Here is a 19,726-nt window from a genome sequence, read left to right as displayed (position 1 = left end):
GTAAGCGTACCCCCGGGCAAAGAGAATTAGCGGCGGGTACGAACAATCTGGTAGCGACGGGTGAAATACTCAAACGGCGCGCTCCAGACATGAACCAGGCGGGTGAACGGGAAGAGCAGGAAAATAGTCATTCCCAGCACCAGATGAACGCGGAAAACAAACGCCACACCGTTCAGCATTTCCGAAGACCCGCCGCGGAAGGTGACAATACTTTGCGCCCAGCCCACCAACTTCATCATTTCGCTGCCATCCGGATATTGCGCCGAAAACGGAATGGTGCTCAGGCCAAGCAGGCACTGAATCAGCAAAATGCTCATGATGATAATATCAGGTGTAGTGGATGTCGCCCGCACACGCTGATTGGTCAGACGACGCCACAGTAATCCCGCGCCGCCGATCAACGTTAATACGCCGCACACGCCGCCGAGGATCATCGCCATCTGCTGTTTTACCGCAATCGGCAGGAACCAGGCATACATCCAGTGTGGCGTCAGCATTCCAAACAGATGGCCAAAAAAGATCCCCAGAATGCCAATATGGAACAGATTCGACCATATCACCATCCCACGCTTATCCAACATCTGGCTGGACGACGCGCGCCAGGTATATTGTCCGTAGTCATAGCGCAGCCAACTGCCGAGGAAGAAGACCGTGGCGCAAATATAGGGGTAGATATCGTAAAAAAAGACGTTCAGGTACTGTATCATTTCGGGCCTCCCGCGCTGACGTCGACGTACTGCGGCGCCGCGTCCTGGCTAAAGCGTCGTTGATAATGGTGTAACGGTGAACTGTCACAGGTCGTGGCGTTATCTTCGATAAACTTCACCTGTTCTTCTTCCCAGACGGCATCCAGTGCCTGACGGGTATCATCCCGCGATTCCTGAACAATCTGTTTGGTGACACTGTCACTTGTAAGCGTACTGCCCGCCAGCGTCAGCAGGGCGTCAAACAGTTGATACCACGGCGCTCCTCGCTGTTTCAGACGACCGCCCAGTAGCGCCAGAATAGGGGCAATATTCTGTAATCCCTCGCGCGCTTCCGCTTCCGGCAACACGCTTAAGTACTCCAGATAGAACGGCAGGTGATCCGGCAGTTCGCGGCAGTTGAGCTGCAGGCCCACGGTTTCATACTGGCTTAACAAATCGACCATCGCCTGGCCGCGATCGCGGGACTCCGCATGAACATGCTCGAATAACAGCAATGAAGTGGCGCGCCCGCGGTCAAACACTTCACACCATTCTGCTTGTTTATCCAGTAACGGCGCATAAAGCAGCTCGCGAGTGAAGTCGGCCAGCATTGGCGCATCGTGTTGGATAAGGGCAAGCGCTTCATCCCGACATTCCCACAACTCGTCGTCCGGATACTCCATCAACAGGCCAATCGCTTTGAGGATTTGCATTATTCCCCCTCCGCTTTATCACGTACTTCGGTGATATTGATGGCATCAATACGGCTACTGTTGAACAGGTTGAATTTGGTATCCGAGCCGTGACAACCGTCGCCAAAAGTAAAGCCGCAGCCGTTGCGCTCCGGAAAGGCGTCGCGCGCCATTTCCCGATGGCTGGTGGGAATGACAAAACGATCTTCATAATTGGCAATCGCCAGGTAGCGATACATCTCTTCAACCTGTTGTACGCTCAGACCGACTTCCTCAATGGCACGGGTATCCGTCACGCCTTCAACCGTCTGCGAGCGCATGTAGTGGCGCATCGCCATCATCCGCTTTAGCGCCCGAATGACCGGACCGGTATCGCCCGCGCTGAGCATATTGGCCAGGTACTGGACCGGAATACGCAGCGTCTCCACCGCCGGCAGAATATTGCCATTGTGCGGCAACCCGCCCGCGTCGGCGTATGACTGGATGGGCGACAGCGGCGGTACGTACCAGACCATCGGCAGGGTACGGTATTCCGGGTGCAGCGGAAGCGCCAGCTTCCAGTCCATCGCCATTTTGTACACCGGCGACCGTTGGGCAGCGTCGATGACGTTTTGCGGGATGCCCTGTTTAAGCGCCTCTTCGATGACCGCCGGATCGTGCGGATTGAGAAACACATCACACTGACGTTCATACAAATCCGTCTCGTGTTCGGTACTGGCCGCTTCTTCAATCCTGTCGGCGTCGTAGAGCAGAACGCCAAGATAACGGATGCGCCCGACGCAGGTTTCCGAGCAAACGGTCGGCTGGCCGGATTCAATACGCGGATAGCAAAATATGCATTTCTCAGACTTGCCGCTCTTCCAGTTAAAGTAAATTTTTTTGTACGGGCAGCCGCTGATACACAAACGCCAGCCCCGGCATTTATCCTGGTCGATTAGCACGATGCCGTCTTCTTCACGCTTATAAATAGCGCCACTTGGGCAGGTGGCGACACAACTGGGGTTCAGGCAGTGTTCGCACAGGCGCGGCAGGTACATCATGAAGGTGTTTTCGAACTGACCGTACATCTCCTTTTGTATGTTGTCGAAGTTACGGTCGCGGGCGCGTTTTTCAAACTCGCCGCCGAGCAGCTCTTCCCAGTTTGGCCCCCAGATCACCTTGTCCATCCGTTTTCCGTCAATCAGTGAACGAGGACGGGCAGTGGGCTGATGCTTACTCTCCGGCGCAGTATGTAAATGCTGATAATCGAAGGTAAAGGGTTCATAGTAATCATCGATTTGCGGAATCACCGGGTTGGCGAAAATTTTGCTAATTACCCCCATTTTGCCGCCCAGACGGGGCCTTATCTTGCCATTAACATCACGAACCCAACCGCCTTGCCACTCCTGCTGGTCTTCCCAGTTTTTGGGATAGCCGATACCCGGTTTTGTTTCGACGTTATTGAACCATGCGTATTCCATCCCTTCACGTCCGGTCCAGACGTTTTTACAGGTGACGGAGCAGGTGTGACAGCCAATACATTTATCGAGATTCAGTACCATCCCAACCTGTGAGCGTATTTTCATTTTTTCGCCTCCTGTACCTGATCCCGGCCCTCATCATCCAGCCAGTTAATGTTTTTCATCTTCCTGATCATGATGAATTCATCGCGATTCGAACCCACGGTTCCGTAATAGTTGAAGCCGTAAGCCAGTTGCGCATAGCCGCCGATCATATGCGTCGGTTTTGGACAGACCCTGGTCACGGAGTTATGGATCCCGCCGCGCATCCCGGTCACTTCCGAGCCCGGAATATTCATAATTCGCTCCTGGGCGTGGTACATCATGGTCATACCCGGCGGAACGCGCTGGCTGACCACCGCACGAGCGGTAAGGGCGCCATTAGCGTTGAAGGCTTCAATCCAGTCGTTATCTTCAATACCCAATTCACGGGCATCGGCTTCGCTGATCCAGACAATCGGCCCGCCGCGCGACAAGGTCAGCATCAGCAGGTTTTCGCTGTAGGTGGAGTGAATTCCCCATTTCTGGTGCGGCGTCAGGAAGTTAAGCGCTTTTTCCGGGAAACCGTTGGGCGGAATTTCTCGCATTTCGCTGACGCTGCGGGTATCAATCGGCGGACGATATGCCACCAGGCTTTCGCCAAAAGCGCGCATCCACGCATGATCCTGATAGAGTTGTTGCCGCCCCGACAACGTGCGCCACGGGATCAGTTCATGTACGTTGGTATAGCCGGCGTTATAAGAGACATGTTCGCTTTCCAGTCCTGACCAGGTCGGGCTGGAGATAATTTTGCGCGGTTGCGCCTGGATATCACGAAAGCGAATTTTCTCATCTTCTTTATTGATGGCCAGATGGGTGTGCTCGCGCCCGGTCATCTCGCCCAACGCCTGCCAGGCTTTCACCGCCACCTGGCCGTTAGTTTCCGGCGCTAAGGCAAGAATCACTTCCGAAGCATCCAGCGCGGTGTCGATCCGCGGACGTCCTTTCGCCGGGCCATCGTGTTTGGTGTAATTGAGCTTACCGAGGAAATCGACTTCATCTTGCGTATTCCAGGCAATACCCTTACCGCCGTTGCCTAATTTATCCAGCAGGGGACCCAGCGAGGTAAAACGTTCATAGGTGGCCGGATAATCGCGTTCAACCACGACGATATTGGGGGCGGTTTTGCCCGGAATAAGTTCGCACTCGCCTTTACGCCAGTCGAGAATATTAAATGGCTGCGCCAGTTCCGCCGGGGAATCATGCTGGAGCGGGTGTAACACCACATCGGTTTCCTGTCCGAGATGTCCGACACACACTTCAGAAAAGACGCTGGCGATACCTTTGTAGATTTCCCAGTCGCTTTTGGATTCCCAGGCAGGATCGACCGCGGCGGAAAGGGGGTGGATAAACGGATGCATATCCGAGGTATTCATATCGTCTTTTTCATACCAGGTGGCGGTCGGCAAAACGATATCGGAAAACAGACAGGTACTGGACATACGGAAATCAAGCGTGACCAACAGATCGATCTTGCCCTCAATCGCGGCGGACTGCCATTCCACCTCTTCAGGCTTAATTCCTTCGCTGGAACCCAGCGCTTCGCCCTGGATACCGCTGTCGGTGCCCAGCAGATATTTGAGCATGTACTCATGACCTTTCCCGGAGGAGCCGAGCAGGTTAGAGCGCCAGACAAATAAATTTCGCGGGTGATTATGACCACTGTCAGGCTGTTCGCAGGAAAAACGGATAGCGCCTGATTTCAACGCCTGCACGGTATAATCCGCCGCAGACAGCCCGGCTTTATCGGCGCTCGCTTTCACGCTGAGCGGGTTAAGATTAAGCTGCGGCGCCGAGGGTAGCCAGCCCATACGTTCCGCGCGCACGTTGAAATCGATCAGGTGTCCGGAAAATTTAGCCGGATCGGCCAGCGGCGACAGCAACTCTTGCGCAGTCAGTTTTTCATAGCGCCACTGGCTGGCATGGTTGTAGAAAAACGAGGTACTGTTCATCTGACGCGGCGGGCGATTCCAGTCCAGCGCGAAGGCCAGCGGCAGCCAGCCGGTTTGCGGCCGCAGCTTTTCCTGGCCGACATAGTGCGCCCAGCCGCCGCCGGTTTGTCCAACACAGCCGCAGAACACCAGCATGTTAATCATCCCACGGTAATTCATATCCATGTGATACCAGTGATTCACTCCCGCGCCGAGGATGATCATTGAGCGACCGTGAGTTTTATGGGCGGTCTCGGCAAATTCACGCGCAATAGTTTCGATATGTCGACGCGGCACGCCGGTAATCTGTTCGCTCCAGGCCGGCGTGTAGGCTTTTACGTCGTTATAATTATTGGCGCTATGGCCGTCATCCAGACCACGATCCAGCCCATAATTCGCCAGCACCAGATCGTAAACGCTGACGACCATCCGCTCGCTACCGTCCGCCAGAGCCAGGCGTTTCACCGGTAACTGACGTACCAGCACAGGTTCCTGCCGCACGCTGCGAAAATGTGGGTTTTCGTTACCGCCAAAATAGGGGAAGGCGACACCCGCCACGTCATCATGCTGACCGAGTAAAGAGAGCGACAGTTCAGTTTCGACGCCCGCCGCCACCGGTTCAAGGTTCCATTTTCCCTTTTCGCCCCAGCGAAAACCGATAGAACCGTTGGGCGCGACCAGTTCGCCCGTACTGTTGAGCGCGACGGTTTTCCATTCCGGATTATTGGCTTCTCCCAGTCCATCCACCAGATCCGATGCGCGCATCATACGCCCCGGCACATAACTGCCGTCTGCGCGCTCATCCAACAGGACCAGCATTGGCATGTCGGTATAACGGCGGCAATAGTTAAGAAAATAGTCGCTGGGATTATCGAGATGAAACTCTTTTAAAATAACGTGACCCATGGCCATCGCCAGCGCGCTGTCGGTACCTTGCTTTGGCGCCAGCCACTGATCGCACAGTTTAGCGACTTCGGAATAGTCCGGGGTGATGGCGATCGTCTTAGTGCCTTTGTAGCGCACTTCAGTAAAGAAGTGGGCGTCCGGGGTACGCGTCTGCGGCACGTTAGAGCCCCAGGCAATAATGTAGGCTGAGTTATACCAGTCGGCAGACTCCGGCACATCAGTCTGCTCGCCCCAGGTCATTGGCGACGCGGGTGGAAGATCGCAATACCAGTCATAGAAGCTCAGACAAGTACCGCCAAGCAGTGACAGATAACGTGTTCCGGCGGCGTAAGAAACCATCGACATCGCCGGAATAGGTGAAAACCCCGCCACACGATCCGGACCATAGGTTTTGATTGTCCAGACGTTAGCGGCGGCAATGAGCTGATTCAGCTCTTTCCAGTTCGAACGAATAAAGCCGCCATGTCCGCGCACCTGTTTGTAACTTTGGCATTTTTGCGGGTCGTTCATTATAGATTCCCATGCCAGTACCGGATCGCTGTGCCGGGAAAGGGCCTCGCGCCACAGTTCTATCAGCCGCTTACGCACCAGAGGGTATTTCAGACGGTTGGCGCTATAGAGATACCAGGAGTAGCTGGCGCCGCGCGGGCAGCCGCGCGGTTCATGGTTCGGTAAATCAGGACGCGTGCGCGGGTAGTCGGTTTGCTGGGTTTCCCACGTCACCAGACCGTTTTTGACATAAATTTTCCAGCTACAGGAGCCCGTGCAGTTGACGCCGTGGGTTGAGCGCACGATCTTATCAAACTGCCAGCGCTGGCGATAACTGTCTTCCCAGTCGCGGTTGGTATGCATCACCTGACCATGGCCGTCGGCAAAGGTATCGCCTTTTTGTTTAAAGTAACGAAAGCGATCCAACAGTTTACTCATGACATTTCTCCTGCTTCGATAAATTTTCCGCCATCCTGTCGATTTGGCGTTAAACCATTGCCGGATGGCCGTCCTACAGGTGCGTATGTTGTTATTGTTGTTTAGGCTTACGACGCCCGTAGACCAGCCAGGTCAGCAGGACGCAAGCGATGTAAAACAGCAAAAAGATTTTCATGGCGCCCACCGGCGAGCCGGTCAAGGCCAAAGAGGTGCCAAACGCTTTTGGAATAAAGAAGCCGCCCACAGCGCCAATAGCGGAGATAAAACCGAGCGCGGCGGCGGTATCCGTCACCGCTTCGCGCTGCGCCTGCTCATCGCTCCCGCCGCGCAGTTTGACGTTGTAGAGCGTGATCTGACGGAAGATCACCGCAATCATCTGAAAGGTAGAACCGCTGCCGAGACCCGCTGTCAAAAACAGGCCCATAAAAACAAGATAGAACGCGCTAAAGCTGCCTGCGCCGGAGCCTGGCAGCGTGAGGAATAGCAGGGCGGTAAACAGCGCCATAAAGATAAAATTAATGAGCGTGACGCGAACGCCGCCGAATTTATCGGAGATCACGCCGCCTGCCGATCGCGCCAGCGCGCCGATAAAGGGGCCAAAGAACGCCAGTTGCAGAATGTTTACGTCGGGAAATTGCGTTTTGGCGAGCATGGCGAAACCTGCGGAAAAGCCGATGAATGACCCGAATGTCGCCAGGTACAGCAGGCTAAGCAGCCACAGGTGCAGACGTTTTAGCACCGGCAATTGCGAGGCGACAGACGCTTTTGAACTGCCGATATCGTTCATACCAAACCAGGCGGCAAGCGTCGCGACAGCCAGTAACGGCACCCAGATCCAGGCGGCGTTAGTGAGGGCGAGCAGGGAGCCATCAGGTTGTGGCACGCCCCGGACGCCTAAAAAAGCAAATATCGGCAGAAAAATAACCAGCGGCGCAAGCAACTGCATCACACTGACGCCAAGATTTCCCAGTCCGCCGTTAATACCCAACGCGCTACCTTGTCTGGCTTTTGGAAAGAAAAAACTGATGTTGCCCATACTGGACGCGAAGTTTGCCCCCGCAAAACCGCACAACAGAGCGATGAGCATAAATACCCCGAAAGGGGTGGCAGGATTTTGCACGGCGAATCCCAGCCAGGAGCAGGGAATAATCAATATTACGGTACTTAATACGGTCCATTTACGACCACCAAACAGTGGTACCATAAAGGAGTAGGGAACGCGTAATATTGCGCCGGAAAGAGAAGGTAATGCGGTTAATAAAAAGAGTTGGTCGGTGGTAAAATTAAATCCAATTTTATTGAGGTTGACGGCAACAGCGCTAAACAACATCCAGACGCAAAATGCCAGGAGCAAACAACTTACTGAAATCCATAAGTTTCTTCTGGCGATGCCTTTCCCTTTATTCTCCCAGAAGGCTGGATTTTCGGGTCGCCAGTCACTCAAGAGATAACGGTTATAATTCTCGTTTTGTCGTGTCATTTTACCCCTCACATGCGCATATCATTTGAAGAAAAACACAAAAAAGAGACAGAGCGTCACGCGCTCTTTTGAGAACTTATTGAAGTTTTTTTAGAATATTGAGTGAAAGAATAGATAAAAAACCAGGCCAGCGCGGCGCGATGAGGAGATATGACGTTTCTTAATTGTTACTATTTGTAAATTAAAAGCGATTTTTATTAAATTATTTGTAACTTTACGCAAAGAGTTCAAGCGTAATCATACGATCCAGATGGAATTTAAACGCGGGATCGGCCATTTCCGGAATCCCCAGTACATACATACCGTCCAGCCCGCACACCAGTGCGATAAGCCGCCAGGCGATATCCGTGGCGTTAGCAGTAAACGTAAATTCTCCTGCCTGTTTGCCCTGCTCGATAATTGTGACCGTTTCCTCATGCCACATCTGCATCGTGAGGAGATAAGCATCTCTGATGTGCGGATCCCGATCGGCCAGAATTTGCGCCTCTCGCCACAATTTTATGTAAGGCTCAAAGCCGCCGTCTTCGCTACCCAACATAGCGTGAAGCCGTGCACGCCAGGTGGCGGGCGGCGGAACTTGCCCGGCATCAAGCAGGGTGCGGATCAAATGGACAAAGGCCAGCGCTTTGAGCTCGCCCGCCGAGCTGAAGTGGTGATGCACCTGGCCGGCGGCGACATCGGCTTCTGATGCGATTCGTCGCACCGTCATGGCGGCAAATCCCTCTGCCAGCGCCACGCGCATCGCCGCTTGCAGGATCACTTCGCGGCGTTCATCCCGGTTAAGGTAACTCATATTTTCCCCACATTAGCCAATGCGCGCAGTGTAACAAAAAGCTGGACATTCGTTCAACTTACCGTAGGATCCTGAAACTGGACAAGCGTCCAAATTTGAGTTTTTGAAGGGAGAGTTATGTTTCGTCAGTGGTTAACGTTAGTCATTATTGTGCTGGTCTATATTCCTGTCGCCATTGATGCCACGGTCTTGCATGTCGCCGCCCCGACACTGAGTATGAGACTGGGGGCCAGCGGCAACGAGCTGCTGTGGATCATTGATATTTATTCTTTGGTCATGGCTGGCATGGTGTTGCCGATGGGCGCGCTTGGCGATCGTATCGGTTTTAAACGCCTGCTGATGCTGGGCGGGACGCTCTTTGGCCTGGCATCACTGGCGGCGGCGTTTTCGCATACCGCCAGTTGGCTTATCGCCACCAGGGTATTACTGGCTATTGGCGCGGCGATGATTGTACCGGCGACGCTGGCCGGAATACGCGCTACCTTTTGTGAAGAGAAGCATCGCAACATGGCGCTGGGCGTCTGGGCAGCGGTAGGTTCGGGCGGAGCGGCGTTTGGGCCGCTCATCGGCGGCATATTATTAGAGCATTTTTACTGGGGATCGGTTTTCCTGATCAACGTGCCGATTGTGCTGGTCGTCATGGGCTTAACCGCCCGCTATGTTCCTCGCCAGGCGGGCCGTCGCGATCAACCGCTCAATCTTGGCCATGCGGTGATGCTGATTATTGCCATTTTGCTGTTGGTCTATAGCGCTAAAACCGCGCTGAAAGGGAATTTGTCGCTGTGGGCCATCTCGCTTACCCTGCTTACCGGCACGCTGCTCCTGGGACTCTTTATCCGCACACAGCTTGCGACATCGCGTCCGATGATTGATATGCGACTATTTACCCATCGCATTATCCTGAGCGGCGTCGTGATGGCGATGACCGCGATGATCACTCTGGTGGGTTTTGAGCTGCTGATGGCGCAAGAGCTACAGTTTGTTCACGGGCTATCGCCTTATGAGGCCGGGGTATTTATGCTGCCGGTGATGGTCGCCAGTGGATTCAGCGGGCCGATTGCGGGCGCGCTGGTCTCGCGTCTGGGGTTACGGCTGGTCGCGACGGGCGGCATGGCGTTAAGCGCGCTGAGTTTTTATGGCCTGGCGATGACGGATTTCAGCACCCAACAATGGCAGGCCTGGGGGCTGATGGCGCTGCTGGGATTTAGCGCCGCCAGCGCATTGCTGGCTTCCACGTCGGCAATTATGGCCGCTGCGCCGGCAGAAAAAGCGGCGGCGGCCGGCGCGATAGAAACGATGGCTTATGAACTGGGCGCGGGACTGGGCATCGCCATTTTCGGCCTGTTGTTAAGCCGTAGCTTCTCCGCGTCTATCCGTCTGCCTGCCGGGCTTGAGGCGCAAGAGATTGCCAGAGCGTCATCTTCAATGGGAGAAGCCGTGCAGTTGGCGAATAGCCTGCCGCCCACGCAGGGGCAGGCAATACTGGACGCCGCCAGACACGCCTTTATCTGGTCGCATAGCGTGGCGTTAAGCAGCGCCGGGAGTATGCTTCTTTTGCTGGCGGTAGGGATGTGGTTCAGCCTGGCAAAAGCCCAACGCCGATAACATAACGCCTGATGAGATAAGCGCTTAATGCGCTAGCTGGCAGGGGGAGTCCATTTCCTCAACCTCTTTACCGCTGAGGCGTGCGTATTGCCCCGTCAGTCGCCAGAAGGCAGGCTGGGTTTCGGTATAAATTTCCGCAGCCAGAATCAGCCGACGGCGATCAACTTCGTTCAGTTCCAGTAAGGTCCAGGGAATAAAATAACGATCGGTATCGGTAAGCCGAAACCACAGCGGACACCCGCAGCCGGAACAGAAGTAGCGTTCGCCGCGCGAAGAGGATGAAAAGTATGGCGGTTCCGGGGAAAGGGGGGCTAGCTGTGGTTGCCCGCAGGCTTCCAGATACATGGCTATTCCACCCGACCATTTTTGACACAGCGTACAATGGCAGGCATAGACATCCAGCATTTCGACGTCAACGGTAAAATGGCTTTGTCCGCAAAGACAACGACCAGTGAACGTCTGCACGGCATACTCCTTATGACCGAGTCTACATCAAGAGAAAAAGCCAGCCCTGAAAGGACTGGCTTTGTATTCAGACTACAACAAAATTAGAACTGGTAGTTCAGACCAACAGCAACGATGTTGTCGGTAGACACTTTAGCCGCTTTGGTGAAGTCGCTGTCGTCCAGCAGGTTGATTTTGTAATCAACGAAGGTGGACATGTTTTTGTTGAAGTAGTAGGTAGCACCGACATCGATGTACTCAACCAGATCCTGGTCGCCGTAAGTACCCAGGTTTTTACCTTTGGATTTCAGGTAAGCGATGGACGGACGCAGACCGAAGTCGAACTGATACTGAGCAACTGCTTCAAAGTTCTGGGTTTTATTCGCGATAAACGCATCACCCGCTGAATCTTCACCAAAGGTGGTCATGTTCAGCGTTTCGGAGTAGGTGGTCGCCAGGTAGATGTTGTTCGCATCATATTTCAGACCAGCAGCCCAGACTTCAGCGTTTTTACCCGCAGCATTCAGGTTGCTCGCTGCTTTCACCTGGTTGTTAGTACGGTCAGACTTCGCATAGGCCGCACCTACGCCAAAACCTTCGTACTCATACGTTGCGGACAGACCGAAACCGTCGCCGTTAGACTCGTACGCGCCGTCACGGTCGTTTTTGCCCTGGTACTGCGCGGCAAAGTTCAGACCTTCAACCAGGCCAAAGAAGTCAGTGTTACGGTAGGTGGCAACACCAGTAGTACGGCCAGTCATGAAGACGTCAGTCTGAGTCCAGGTATCGCCACCAAACTCTGGCAGAACGTCGGTCCATGCGCCGATGTCGTAAGCAACGCCGTAGTTACGACCGTAGTCGAAAGAACCGTAGTCAGCGAATTTCAGACCAGCAAACGCCAGACGGGTTTTGTCTTTGTCAGCGCCCTGGCTTTCAGTACGGTTGCCTTTGAATTCATATTCCCACTGGCCAAAACCGGTTAACTGATCGTTGATCTGCGTTTCGCCTTTAAAGCCCAGACGCGCGTAAGTTTTGTCACCATCACTTCCGTTATCATCAGAGAAATAATGCTGAGCGTGAACTTTACCGTACAGATCCAGTTTATTGCCGTCTTTGTTATATACCTCGGCTGCATTTACAACGCCTGCTGCCAACAGGGAAGTCACTGCCACTGCCACTAACTTAAGTTTCATTTTAATAATCCTTATAATTTTCTTAGCGTGTTTCCTCAACCATTGTTAAACGAGGCGTTTGTCAATGGCAGACTATTTTTAAATGACGGAGTGGCATAAGTTCAATAATAAGTTTCATAAGATTACAAATTATTTTAATTTGTGTGATCGAGATCTCCTTAATACATTTGAGAGTATTAATTCAAATAGGGACTGTCTAATAAGATATATTTTCGGAGGGAACTATTGGGCTGTTTATGGTTTTATTTTTGGTAGTAACGACTGATTATTATATGCACTAATAACAGTTGCGAGCTAACGTTAATTATATATTTGTTAATATAATTATATCATTATATTAACATATTTAACGATTTTATAAAATTCATTTTTACCAGCGCAATCCTGGTATGGCGCTGGAGGAGCACGTGAAAATGGAAAATCGTCAAATACACACAGGCGATAGATAAAAGCGTAGTTGTGTTATGAAGAGTGTCAAGGTGCAGCGGGTCGATTTAATATCAACATCGGCCCGCCCGTCGCTATTAGCGCCGCCGCGTTGCCAGCCAACAAAGTAGTGAACCTACGCAAACCATGACTGCGCCTTGCCAGAAGGAGAATGACAGTGGTGAGCTGAGTAACAGCGCGGCCAGAGCAGAGGACATGACGGGGGTAAAATAAGACCCTACGGCCATGATAGTCACATTGCCATGAAGTATGCCCACATTCCATGCGGCGTAGGCAAACCCTAACGTTAATGCCGCGGTAAAAAGTTTAGCAATCACCGGTAGGCTAAATATCATGGCAGGTTGCGGCGTAAGAAAATAGTGTAACCACAGCGCCAGGGCGGTGAGTAACACAAAGACGGTGATACCGTTAAAACCACGCGCATATTTATTTGTGACGGTGCAGTACGTCGCCCATATAAACGCCCCAAGAAATGCCAGTAAATAACTTAGCGGACTGGTGGCGACATTGCTGATAATTTCTCCTGGATTAAGACCATTCTCGCCCCCCAGAACCCAGCAAACGCCAGTAAGTGCAATAAGCAATCCAGGAACAATAAGCCAGTTAGTTTTTTGCCCATTAAAAAGAATGGCAAACAGAATGGTCAGGCTGGGCCATAAATAGTTAACCATGCCGACTTCGATAGCCTGATGGCGAGTGGCGGCATAACCGAGAGAAAGCGCCAGGCATATTTCATAACTGACAAACAGTACGCTGCCTGCGATGAGGTATCGCCCCGGGAAACGGCGGATATCAGGTAATCCGACGGTAAAAATCAGCAGCAGGCCGCTTAATGAATAGATCATGGCTGCGCCGCCTACCGGTCCAAGACCTTCGCTGACGCCGCGAATTAACCCAACCATCGTGCTCCACAGAACGATGGCAACAAGCCCTATTAGCGTTGCTTTTTGTGATGTCATGCTTTGTGACTGTCCTGAATACCGCGCAAAATAAACTGCCACTTATAGCACTTTTTCCGAGGGCGATGCCATGCAGTGTCATTTTTTAGTACCTCCCTGGAGTTATTGCAGTTTAAAAATAGGGCTATTTAATAGCGGAACCGTTTCAATATTGATTTGACGCAAAAAAGTTATCGATTTTGCTGTTAGTTTCCTCGCGAAGTTATACACGCATCCTGGGCTGGGGTTTTGCTGCAGTTCGAAGGAGGCGTGCATCCGTGGAAAAAAGAGGAAAGCAATGGACGTCAGCCGCAGACAATTTTTTAAAATCTGCGCGGGCGGTATGGCGGGAACAACGGTGGCCGCACTGGGTTTTACCCCTAAAATGGCCCTGGCTCAGGCGCGAAACTATAAGCTGTTGCGCGCAAAAGAGATCCGTAACTCCTGCACATACTGTTCCGTAGGTTGCGGGCTATTAATGTATAGCCTGGGAGATGGGGCAAAAAACGCGAAAGAAGCGATTTACCATATTGAAGGCGACCCGGATCATCCGGTAAGCCGTGGCGCGCTGTGCCCGAAAGGGGCCGGTTTGCTGGACTATGTTCACAGTGAAGATCGCCTACGCTATCCGGAATACCGCGCGCCGGGTTCCGACAAGTGGCAGCGCATTAGCTGGGATGACGCTTTCACTCGTATTGCTAAATTAATGAAAGCCGACCGCGACGCCAACTTTATTGAAAAGAATGAGCAGGGCGTCACGGTTAACCGCTGGCTCTCTACCGGGATGCTGTGCGCCTCGGCGGCCAGCAATGAAACGGGTATGCTGACGCAGAAGTTTGCGCGTTCTCTCGGTATGCTGGCGGTAGATAACCAGGCGCGCGTCTGACACGGACCAACGGTAGCAAGTCTTGCTCCAACATTTGGTCGCGGTGCGATGACCAACCACTGGGTGGATATTAAAAACGCCAACGTCGTGATGGTGATGGGCGGCAATGCCGCAGAAGCGCATCCGGTGGGTTTCCGCTGGGCGATGGAAGCGAAAAATAATAACGATGCGACGCTGATTGTCGTTGATCCACGCTTTACGCGTACGGCGTCGGTGGCGGATATCTATGCGCCAATACGTTCCGGTACAGACATTACCTTTCTGTCCGGCGTTTTGCTGTACCTGATCGAAAATAACAAAATCAACGCTGAATACGTTAAGCATTACACCAACGCCAGCCTGCTGGTGCGGGAAGACTTTACGTTCGAAGACGGTCTTTTCAGCGGCTATGACGCCCAAAAGCGTCAGTACGATAAATCCTCCTGGAACTACCAGTTCGATGAAAACGGCTATGCCAAACGTGATGAAACGTTGACGCACCCACGCTGTGTGTGGAATCTGCTGAAGCAGCACGTTTCGCGCTATACGCCGGACGTCGTGGAAAACATCTGCGGTACGCCGAAAGCGGACTTCCTGAAGGTGTGTGAGGTGTTGGCCTCTACCAGCGCGCCGGATCGCACTACCACCTTCCTGTATGCGCTGGGCTGGACCCAACATACCGTCGGGGCGCAGAACATCCGTACTATGGCGATGATCCAGTTGCTGCTCGGCAATATGGGGATGGCTGGCGGCGGTGTGAACGCCTTGCGCGGCCACTCTAATATTCAGGGTTTAACGGATTTAGGACTGCTCTCCACCAGCCTGCCGGGCTACCTGACGCTGCCATCGGAAAAACAGGCCGATCTGCAAACTTATCTGGCAGCGAATACCCCCAAAGCGACGCTGGCCGATCAGGTCAACTACTGGGGTAATTATCCTAAGTTCTTCGTCAGCCTGATGAAATCTTTCTATGGCGATGCAGCGCAGAAAGAGAATGACTGGGGCTTTGCCTGGCTGCCTAAGTGGGATCAGTCCTATGACGTGATCAAATATTTCAACATGATGGATAGCGGGAAAGTCACCGGCTATTTCTGTCAGGGCTTTAACCCGGTGGCGTCCTTCCCGGACAAAAACAAAGTGGTGCAAAGCTTAAGCAAACTGAAGTATCTGGTCGTTATCGATCCGCTGGTGACTGAAACGTCAACGTTCTGGCAGAACCACGGCGAATCTAATGATGTCGATCCGACAACGATCCAGACCGAAGTCTTCCGTCTGCCGTCTACCTGTTTTGCGGAAGAGGATGGCTCTATCGCTAACTCCGGTCGCTGGTTACAGTGGCACTGGAAAGGTCAGGACGCGCCGGGCGAAGCGCGTAACGACGGCGAGATTCTGGCCGGTATTTACCATCGTCTGCGTGAAATGTATCGCGCAGAAGGCGGTAAAGGCGCCGAACCACTATTGAAGATGAGCTGGAATTACAAGCAGCCGGATGAACCGCATTCGGAAGAAGTGGCGAAAGAGAACAACGGCTATGCGCTGGAAGATCTCTATGACGCCAACGGTACACTGCTTGCCAGGAAAGGCCAGTTGTTGAGCAGCTTTGCATTACTGCGCGATGACGGTACGACATCCTCCTCCTGCTGGATTTATACCGGTAGCTGGACGGAGCAGGGCAACCAGATGTCCAGACGTGATAACGCCGACCCGTCAGGGCTTGGCAATACACTGGGTTGGGCGTGGGCGTGGCCGCTAAACCGTCGCGTATTGTATAACCGCGCTTCGGCGGACCCGCAGGGTAAACCGTGGGATCCAAAACGGATGCTGATCCAGTGGAACGGCGCGAAGTGGACAGGGAACGATATTCCGGACTTTAACAACGCGGCGCCGGGGAGCGGGACCAATCCATTTATCATGCAGCCGGAAGGGCTGGGACGTCTGTTTGCTATTGATAAAATGGCGGAAGGACCGTTCCCTGAGCATTACGAGCCGATGGAAACGCCGCTGGGCACTAACCCGCTGCACCCGAATGTGGTCTCGAACCCGGCTGCGCGTCTGTATGAAGAAGATGCGCTGCGCATGGGTAAGAAGGAGCAGTTTCCGTACGTGGGCACGACTTACCGCCTCACAGAGCATTTCCATACCTGGACCAAACATGCGCTACTTAACGCTATCGCTCAGCCGGAACAGTTTGTGGAGATCAGTGAGACGCTGGCGGCAGCGAAAGGTATTGCTAACGGCGACTATGTGAAGGTGAGCAGTAAACGCGGGTTTATTCGCGCGGTCGCGGTGGTAACTCGTCGTCTTCGCACCCTGCATGTCAACGGTCAGCAGGTTGAAACGGTGGGGATCCCGATTCACTGGGGCTTTGAGGGTGTCGCGCGCAAAGGCTATATCGCCAATACTCTGACGCCAAATGTCGGTGATGCCAACTCGCAAACGCCGGAATACAAAGCGTTTTTAGTTAACATCGAGAAGGCGTAAGGGAGGCGAACATATGTCTATGGAAACGCAGGACATTATTAAACGGTCCGCAACAAACGCCATCACGCCGCCTCCGCAGGCGCGTGATTACAAAGCCGAAGTCGCGAAACTGATCGACGTCTCCTCCTGTGTCGGCTGTAAAGCCTGCCAGGTAGCCTGTTCTGAATGGAACGATATTCGCGATAACGTTGGCCATTGTGTCGGGGTGTACGATAACCCTGCCGATCTCAGCGCCAAGTCCTGGACGGTGATGCGCTTTACCGAAACCGAGCAGAACGGCAAGCTGGAGTGGCTGATTCGTAAAGATGGTTGTATGCACTGTGAAGATCCAGGCTGTCTTAAAGCCTGTCCATCTGCCGGGGCTATCATCCAGTACGCGAACGGGATTGTTGATTTTCAATCTGAACACTGTATCGGCTGTGGTTACTGTATCGCCGGGTGTCCGTTTAATATTCCGCGCCTCAACAAAGAGGACAACCGCGTTTATAAATGTACGCTCTGCGTCGATCGCGTCAGCGTGGGCCAGGAACCGGCCTGCGTCAAAACTTGTCCGACCGGGGCGATTCACTTCGGCACCAAAAAAGAGATGCTGGAACTGGGTGAGCAACGCGTGGAGAAGTTAAAAGCGCGCGGCTTTGAACATGCCGGTATCTACAACCCGCAGGGCGTCGGCGGCACGCACGTCATGTATGTGCTGCACCATGCCAATCAGCCGGAGTTGTACCACGGCTTGCCGAAAGATCCGCAGATCGATACCTCAATCAATCTGTGGAAAGGGGCACTAAAACCGCTGGCCGCAGCGGGCTTTATCGCCACTTTCGCCGGTCTGATTTACCACTACATCGGTATTGGCCCGAATAAAGAAACGGACGACGATGAGGAGGATCATCATGAGTAAGTCGAAAATGATTGTGCGCACGAAATTTGTCGACCGCGCCTGTCACTGGACGGTGGTGATCTGCTTCTTCCTGGTAGCGCTGTCGGGGATTTCGTTTTTCTTCCCGACGCTACAATGGCTGACGCAAACCTTCGGCACGCCGCAGATGGGACGTATTTTGCACCCGTTCTTCGGTATTGCCATTTTCATCGCGCTGATGTTTATGTTCGTGCGTTTCGTCCACCACAACATCCCGGATAAAAAAGATATTCCGTGGCTGAAAAATATTGTCGAAGTATTGAAAGGCAATGAGCATAAGGTGGCGGATGTCGGTAAATACAATGCCGGACAGAAGATGATGTTCTGGTCCATTATGAGCATGATTTTTGTGCTGCTGGTGACTGGCGTGATTATCTGGCGTCCGTATTTCGCGCAGTATTTCCCCATGCAGGTGGTGCGTTATAGCCTGTTGATTCATGCGGCGGCGGGCATTATTTTAATGCACGCGATCCTCATCCATATGTATATGGCATTTTGGGTGAAAGGCTCGATTAAAGGCATGATCGAAGGGAAGGTCAGCCGTCGCTGGGCGAAGAAACATCATCCACGCTGGTATCGTGAAATCGAGAAGGCAGAAGCAAAAAAAGAGAGCGAAAAAGGTATTCAGTAATTCTTTCGCGATCTGATAAACAAGGCGCTATCCTCGTAGCGCCTTGTTTTCATCTGCTGTCTGTATACTCAGACGACCACAGCAAATCGTTTAACGGCGGAAATCGATGACCATACGGCCACGAATTTGTCCCTGTTCCATCTCTTTAAAAATAACGTTGATATCTTCAAGCGGACGTAAAGCGACTTTTGGCACGACTTTTCCTTCCGCCGCAAACTGGAAGGCTTCGGTCAGATCCTGGCGTGTCCCCACCAACGAACCGACAACCTGAATGCCATCCAGCACCAGGCGAGGGATATCAAGGTTCATGGCTTCTGGCGGCAGCCCGACTGCCACCACGCGGCCTCCGGCGCGAACGGCATCTACTGCGGAATTAAACGCCGCCTTAGCGACCGCGGTAACCACCGCTGCGTGCGCGCCACCGGTTTTTTCCTGCACAATTTTAGCCGCATCTTCCGTACGTGAATTAATGGTCAGATCTGCGCCCATTTCCTCGGCCAGTTTCAGTTGTCCATCATTGACATCAATGGCGATCACTTTCGCATTGAAAACGTTTTTCGCGTACTGCAAGGCCAGATTACCCAGACCGCCCAGACCGTAGATGGCAATCCACTGGCCAGGTTTAATATGAGAAATCTTCACCGCTTTATAGGTGGTAACGCCCGCGCAGGTAATACTACTTGCCGCCGCAGAGTCCAGACCTTCCGGTACTTTCACCGCATAATCCGCGACGACAATACACTCTTCGGCCATGCCGCCATCTACCGTGTAACCGGCATTTTTCACGTTGCGGCATAAGGTTTCATTGCCCGTATTGCAATACTCACAGTGTCCGCATCCTTCATAAAACCACGCGACACTCGCGCGATCGCCGGGTTTCAGCGAGGTGACACCGGGACCGACTTCCGCCACGACGCCAATGCCTTCGTGTCCCAGAATGACGCCGGTTTTGTCACCGAAATCGCCGTTTTTCACGTGTAGATCGGTATGGCATACGCCGCAGCACTCCATTTTTAGCAAAGCTTCACCGTGGCGAAGGGGACGCAGCGTTTTCTCAGTAACATCAACCTGATGATCTTGTGTGACAACAGCAGCTTTCATAACCTTCTCCTTTTATTAATAGTGAACTGCATAGCAGGTAAGTAATAGCAGGTAAGGCGCTATTACCTCTTTAGGATTAATATTTCTGATGAGTTATGCAAGGCGGCAGAAATACAATGTAATAGCTTAGCCAGGATTATCCTGATAAATCC

The 19,726-nt window shown here is 52.8% G+C and carries 14 protein-coding genes; 4 read left to right on the top strand and 10 right to left on the bottom strand.

The window, feature by feature from the left end; translation table 11 throughout:
* Nucleotides 1–26: 26 nt before the first annotated feature.
* From narI to J4728_RS14155, 6 genes are all read right to left on the bottom strand, one after another.
* The gene (narI, locus tag J4728_RS14180; RefSeq protein WP_000617103.1) at nt 27–707 is read right to left on the bottom strand and encodes a respiratory nitrate reductase subunit gamma; all 681 of its coding nucleotides are present in this window, start codon (nt 705–707) and stop codon (nt 27–29) included.
* Nucleotides 704–1,399, bottom strand: coding sequence for a nitrate reductase molybdenum cofactor assembly chaperone (gene narW / locus J4728_RS14175; protein WP_208211929.1), 696 nt, complete (start codon nt 1,397–1,399; stop codon nt 704–706). The genes narI and narW overlap by 4 nt, the downstream gene beginning before the upstream one ends.
* Nucleotides 1,399–2,943 (bottom strand): nitrate reductase subunit beta, encoded by a 1,545-nt coding sequence (gene narH / locus J4728_RS14170; RefSeq protein WP_000702604.1) that lies wholly within the window; start codon nt 2,941–2,943, stop codon nt 1,399–1,401. The genes narW and narH overlap by 1 nt, the downstream gene beginning before the upstream one ends.
* On the bottom strand, nt 2,940–6,680 hold the full coding sequence (locus J4728_RS14165; protein WP_208211927.1) for a nitrate reductase subunit alpha: 3,741 nt from the start codon (nt 6,678–6,680) through the stop codon (nt 2,940–2,942). The genes narH and J4728_RS14165 overlap by 4 nt, the downstream gene beginning before the upstream one ends.
* Nucleotides 6,681–6,771: 91 nt before the next feature.
* Nucleotides 6,772–8,160, bottom strand: coding sequence for a NarK family nitrate/nitrite MFS transporter (locus J4728_RS14160; RefSeq protein WP_079840373.1), 1,389 nt, complete (start codon nt 8,158–8,160; stop codon nt 6,772–6,774).
* Between the two features lie 214 nt (nt 8,161–8,374).
* Nucleotides 8,375–8,953, bottom strand: coding sequence for a TetR family transcriptional regulator (locus J4728_RS14155; protein ID WP_000121043.1), 579 nt, complete (start codon nt 8,951–8,953; stop codon nt 8,375–8,377).
* 117 nt (nt 8,954–9,070) lie between these two features.
* On the opposite strand from J4728_RS14155, the gene smvA reads away from it, so the two are divergent.
* Complete coding sequence (gene smvA, locus J4728_RS14150) at nt 9,071–10,558, top strand: methyl viologen efflux MFS transporter SmvA (RefSeq protein WP_079840374.1); 1,488 nt, start codon at nt 9,071–9,073, stop codon at nt 10,556–10,558.
* 24 nt (nt 10,559–10,582) lie between these two features.
* On the opposite strand, the gene J4728_RS14145 is transcribed toward smvA, so the two are convergent.
* From J4728_RS14145 to yddG, 3 genes are all read right to left on the bottom strand, one after another.
* Entirely contained in the window at nt 10,583–10,963 is a 381-nt protein-coding gene (locus tag J4728_RS14145; RefSeq protein WP_014343841.1) for a GFA family protein, read from the bottom strand.
* Nucleotides 10,964–11,106: 143 nt separating this feature from the next.
* A complete protein-coding gene (ompD, locus tag J4728_RS14140) occupies nt 11,107–12,195 on the bottom strand; it encodes a porin OmpD (protein WP_000769037.1) in 1,089 nt (362 codons plus the stop codon).
* Nucleotides 12,196–12,719: 524 nt separating this feature from the next.
* Complete coding sequence (gene yddG, locus J4728_RS14135) at nt 12,720–13,601, bottom strand: aromatic amino acid efflux DMT transporter YddG (protein WP_023194047.1); 882 nt, start codon at nt 13,599–13,601, stop codon at nt 12,720–12,722.
* Nucleotides 13,602–13,878: 277 nt separating this feature from the next.
* Here yddG and fdnG point away from each other — a divergent pair, with 277 nt between their 5' ends.
* The 3 genes from fdnG to fdnI are packed head-to-tail and all read left to right on the top strand — an operon-like array spanning nt 13,879 to nt 18,473.
* Entirely contained in the window at nt 13,879–16,926 is a 3,048-nt protein-coding gene (fdnG, locus tag J4728_RS14130) for a formate dehydrogenase-N subunit alpha (RefSeq protein ID WP_001540039.1), read from the top strand.
* Between the two features lie 13 nt (nt 16,927–16,939).
* Nucleotides 16,940–17,824: a formate dehydrogenase subunit beta gene (fdxH, locus tag J4728_RS14125; RefSeq protein WP_000061599.1), complete on the top strand. Its 885-nt coding sequence runs from the start codon at nt 16,940–16,942 to the stop codon at nt 17,822–17,824.
* Nucleotides 17,817–18,473 carry a formate dehydrogenase-N subunit gamma gene (gene fdnI / locus J4728_RS14120; RefSeq protein WP_000045658.1) on the top strand — a complete coding sequence of 219 codons (657 nt, stop codon included), beginning with the start codon at nt 17,817–17,819 and terminating at the stop codon, nt 18,471–18,473. The genes fdxH and fdnI overlap by 8 nt, the downstream gene beginning before the upstream one ends.
* A gap of 90 nt (nt 18,474–18,563) precedes the next feature.
* On the opposite strand, the gene adhP is transcribed toward fdnI, so the two are convergent.
* Nucleotides 18,564–19,574 carry an alcohol dehydrogenase AdhP gene (adhP, locus tag J4728_RS14115; protein WP_000642447.1) on the bottom strand — a complete coding sequence of 337 codons (1,011 nt, stop codon included), beginning with the start codon at nt 19,572–19,574 and terminating at the stop codon, nt 18,564–18,566.
* Nucleotides 19,575–19,726: the final 152 nt, after the last annotated feature.

Source organism: Salmonella sp. 32070601201500089SM (genome assembly GCF_017573605.1).
GTDB lineage: Bacteria > Pseudomonadota > Gammaproteobacteria > Enterobacterales > Enterobacteriaceae > Salmonella > Salmonella enterica.
This window is presented reverse-complemented; position numbering and strand designations above follow the sequence as displayed.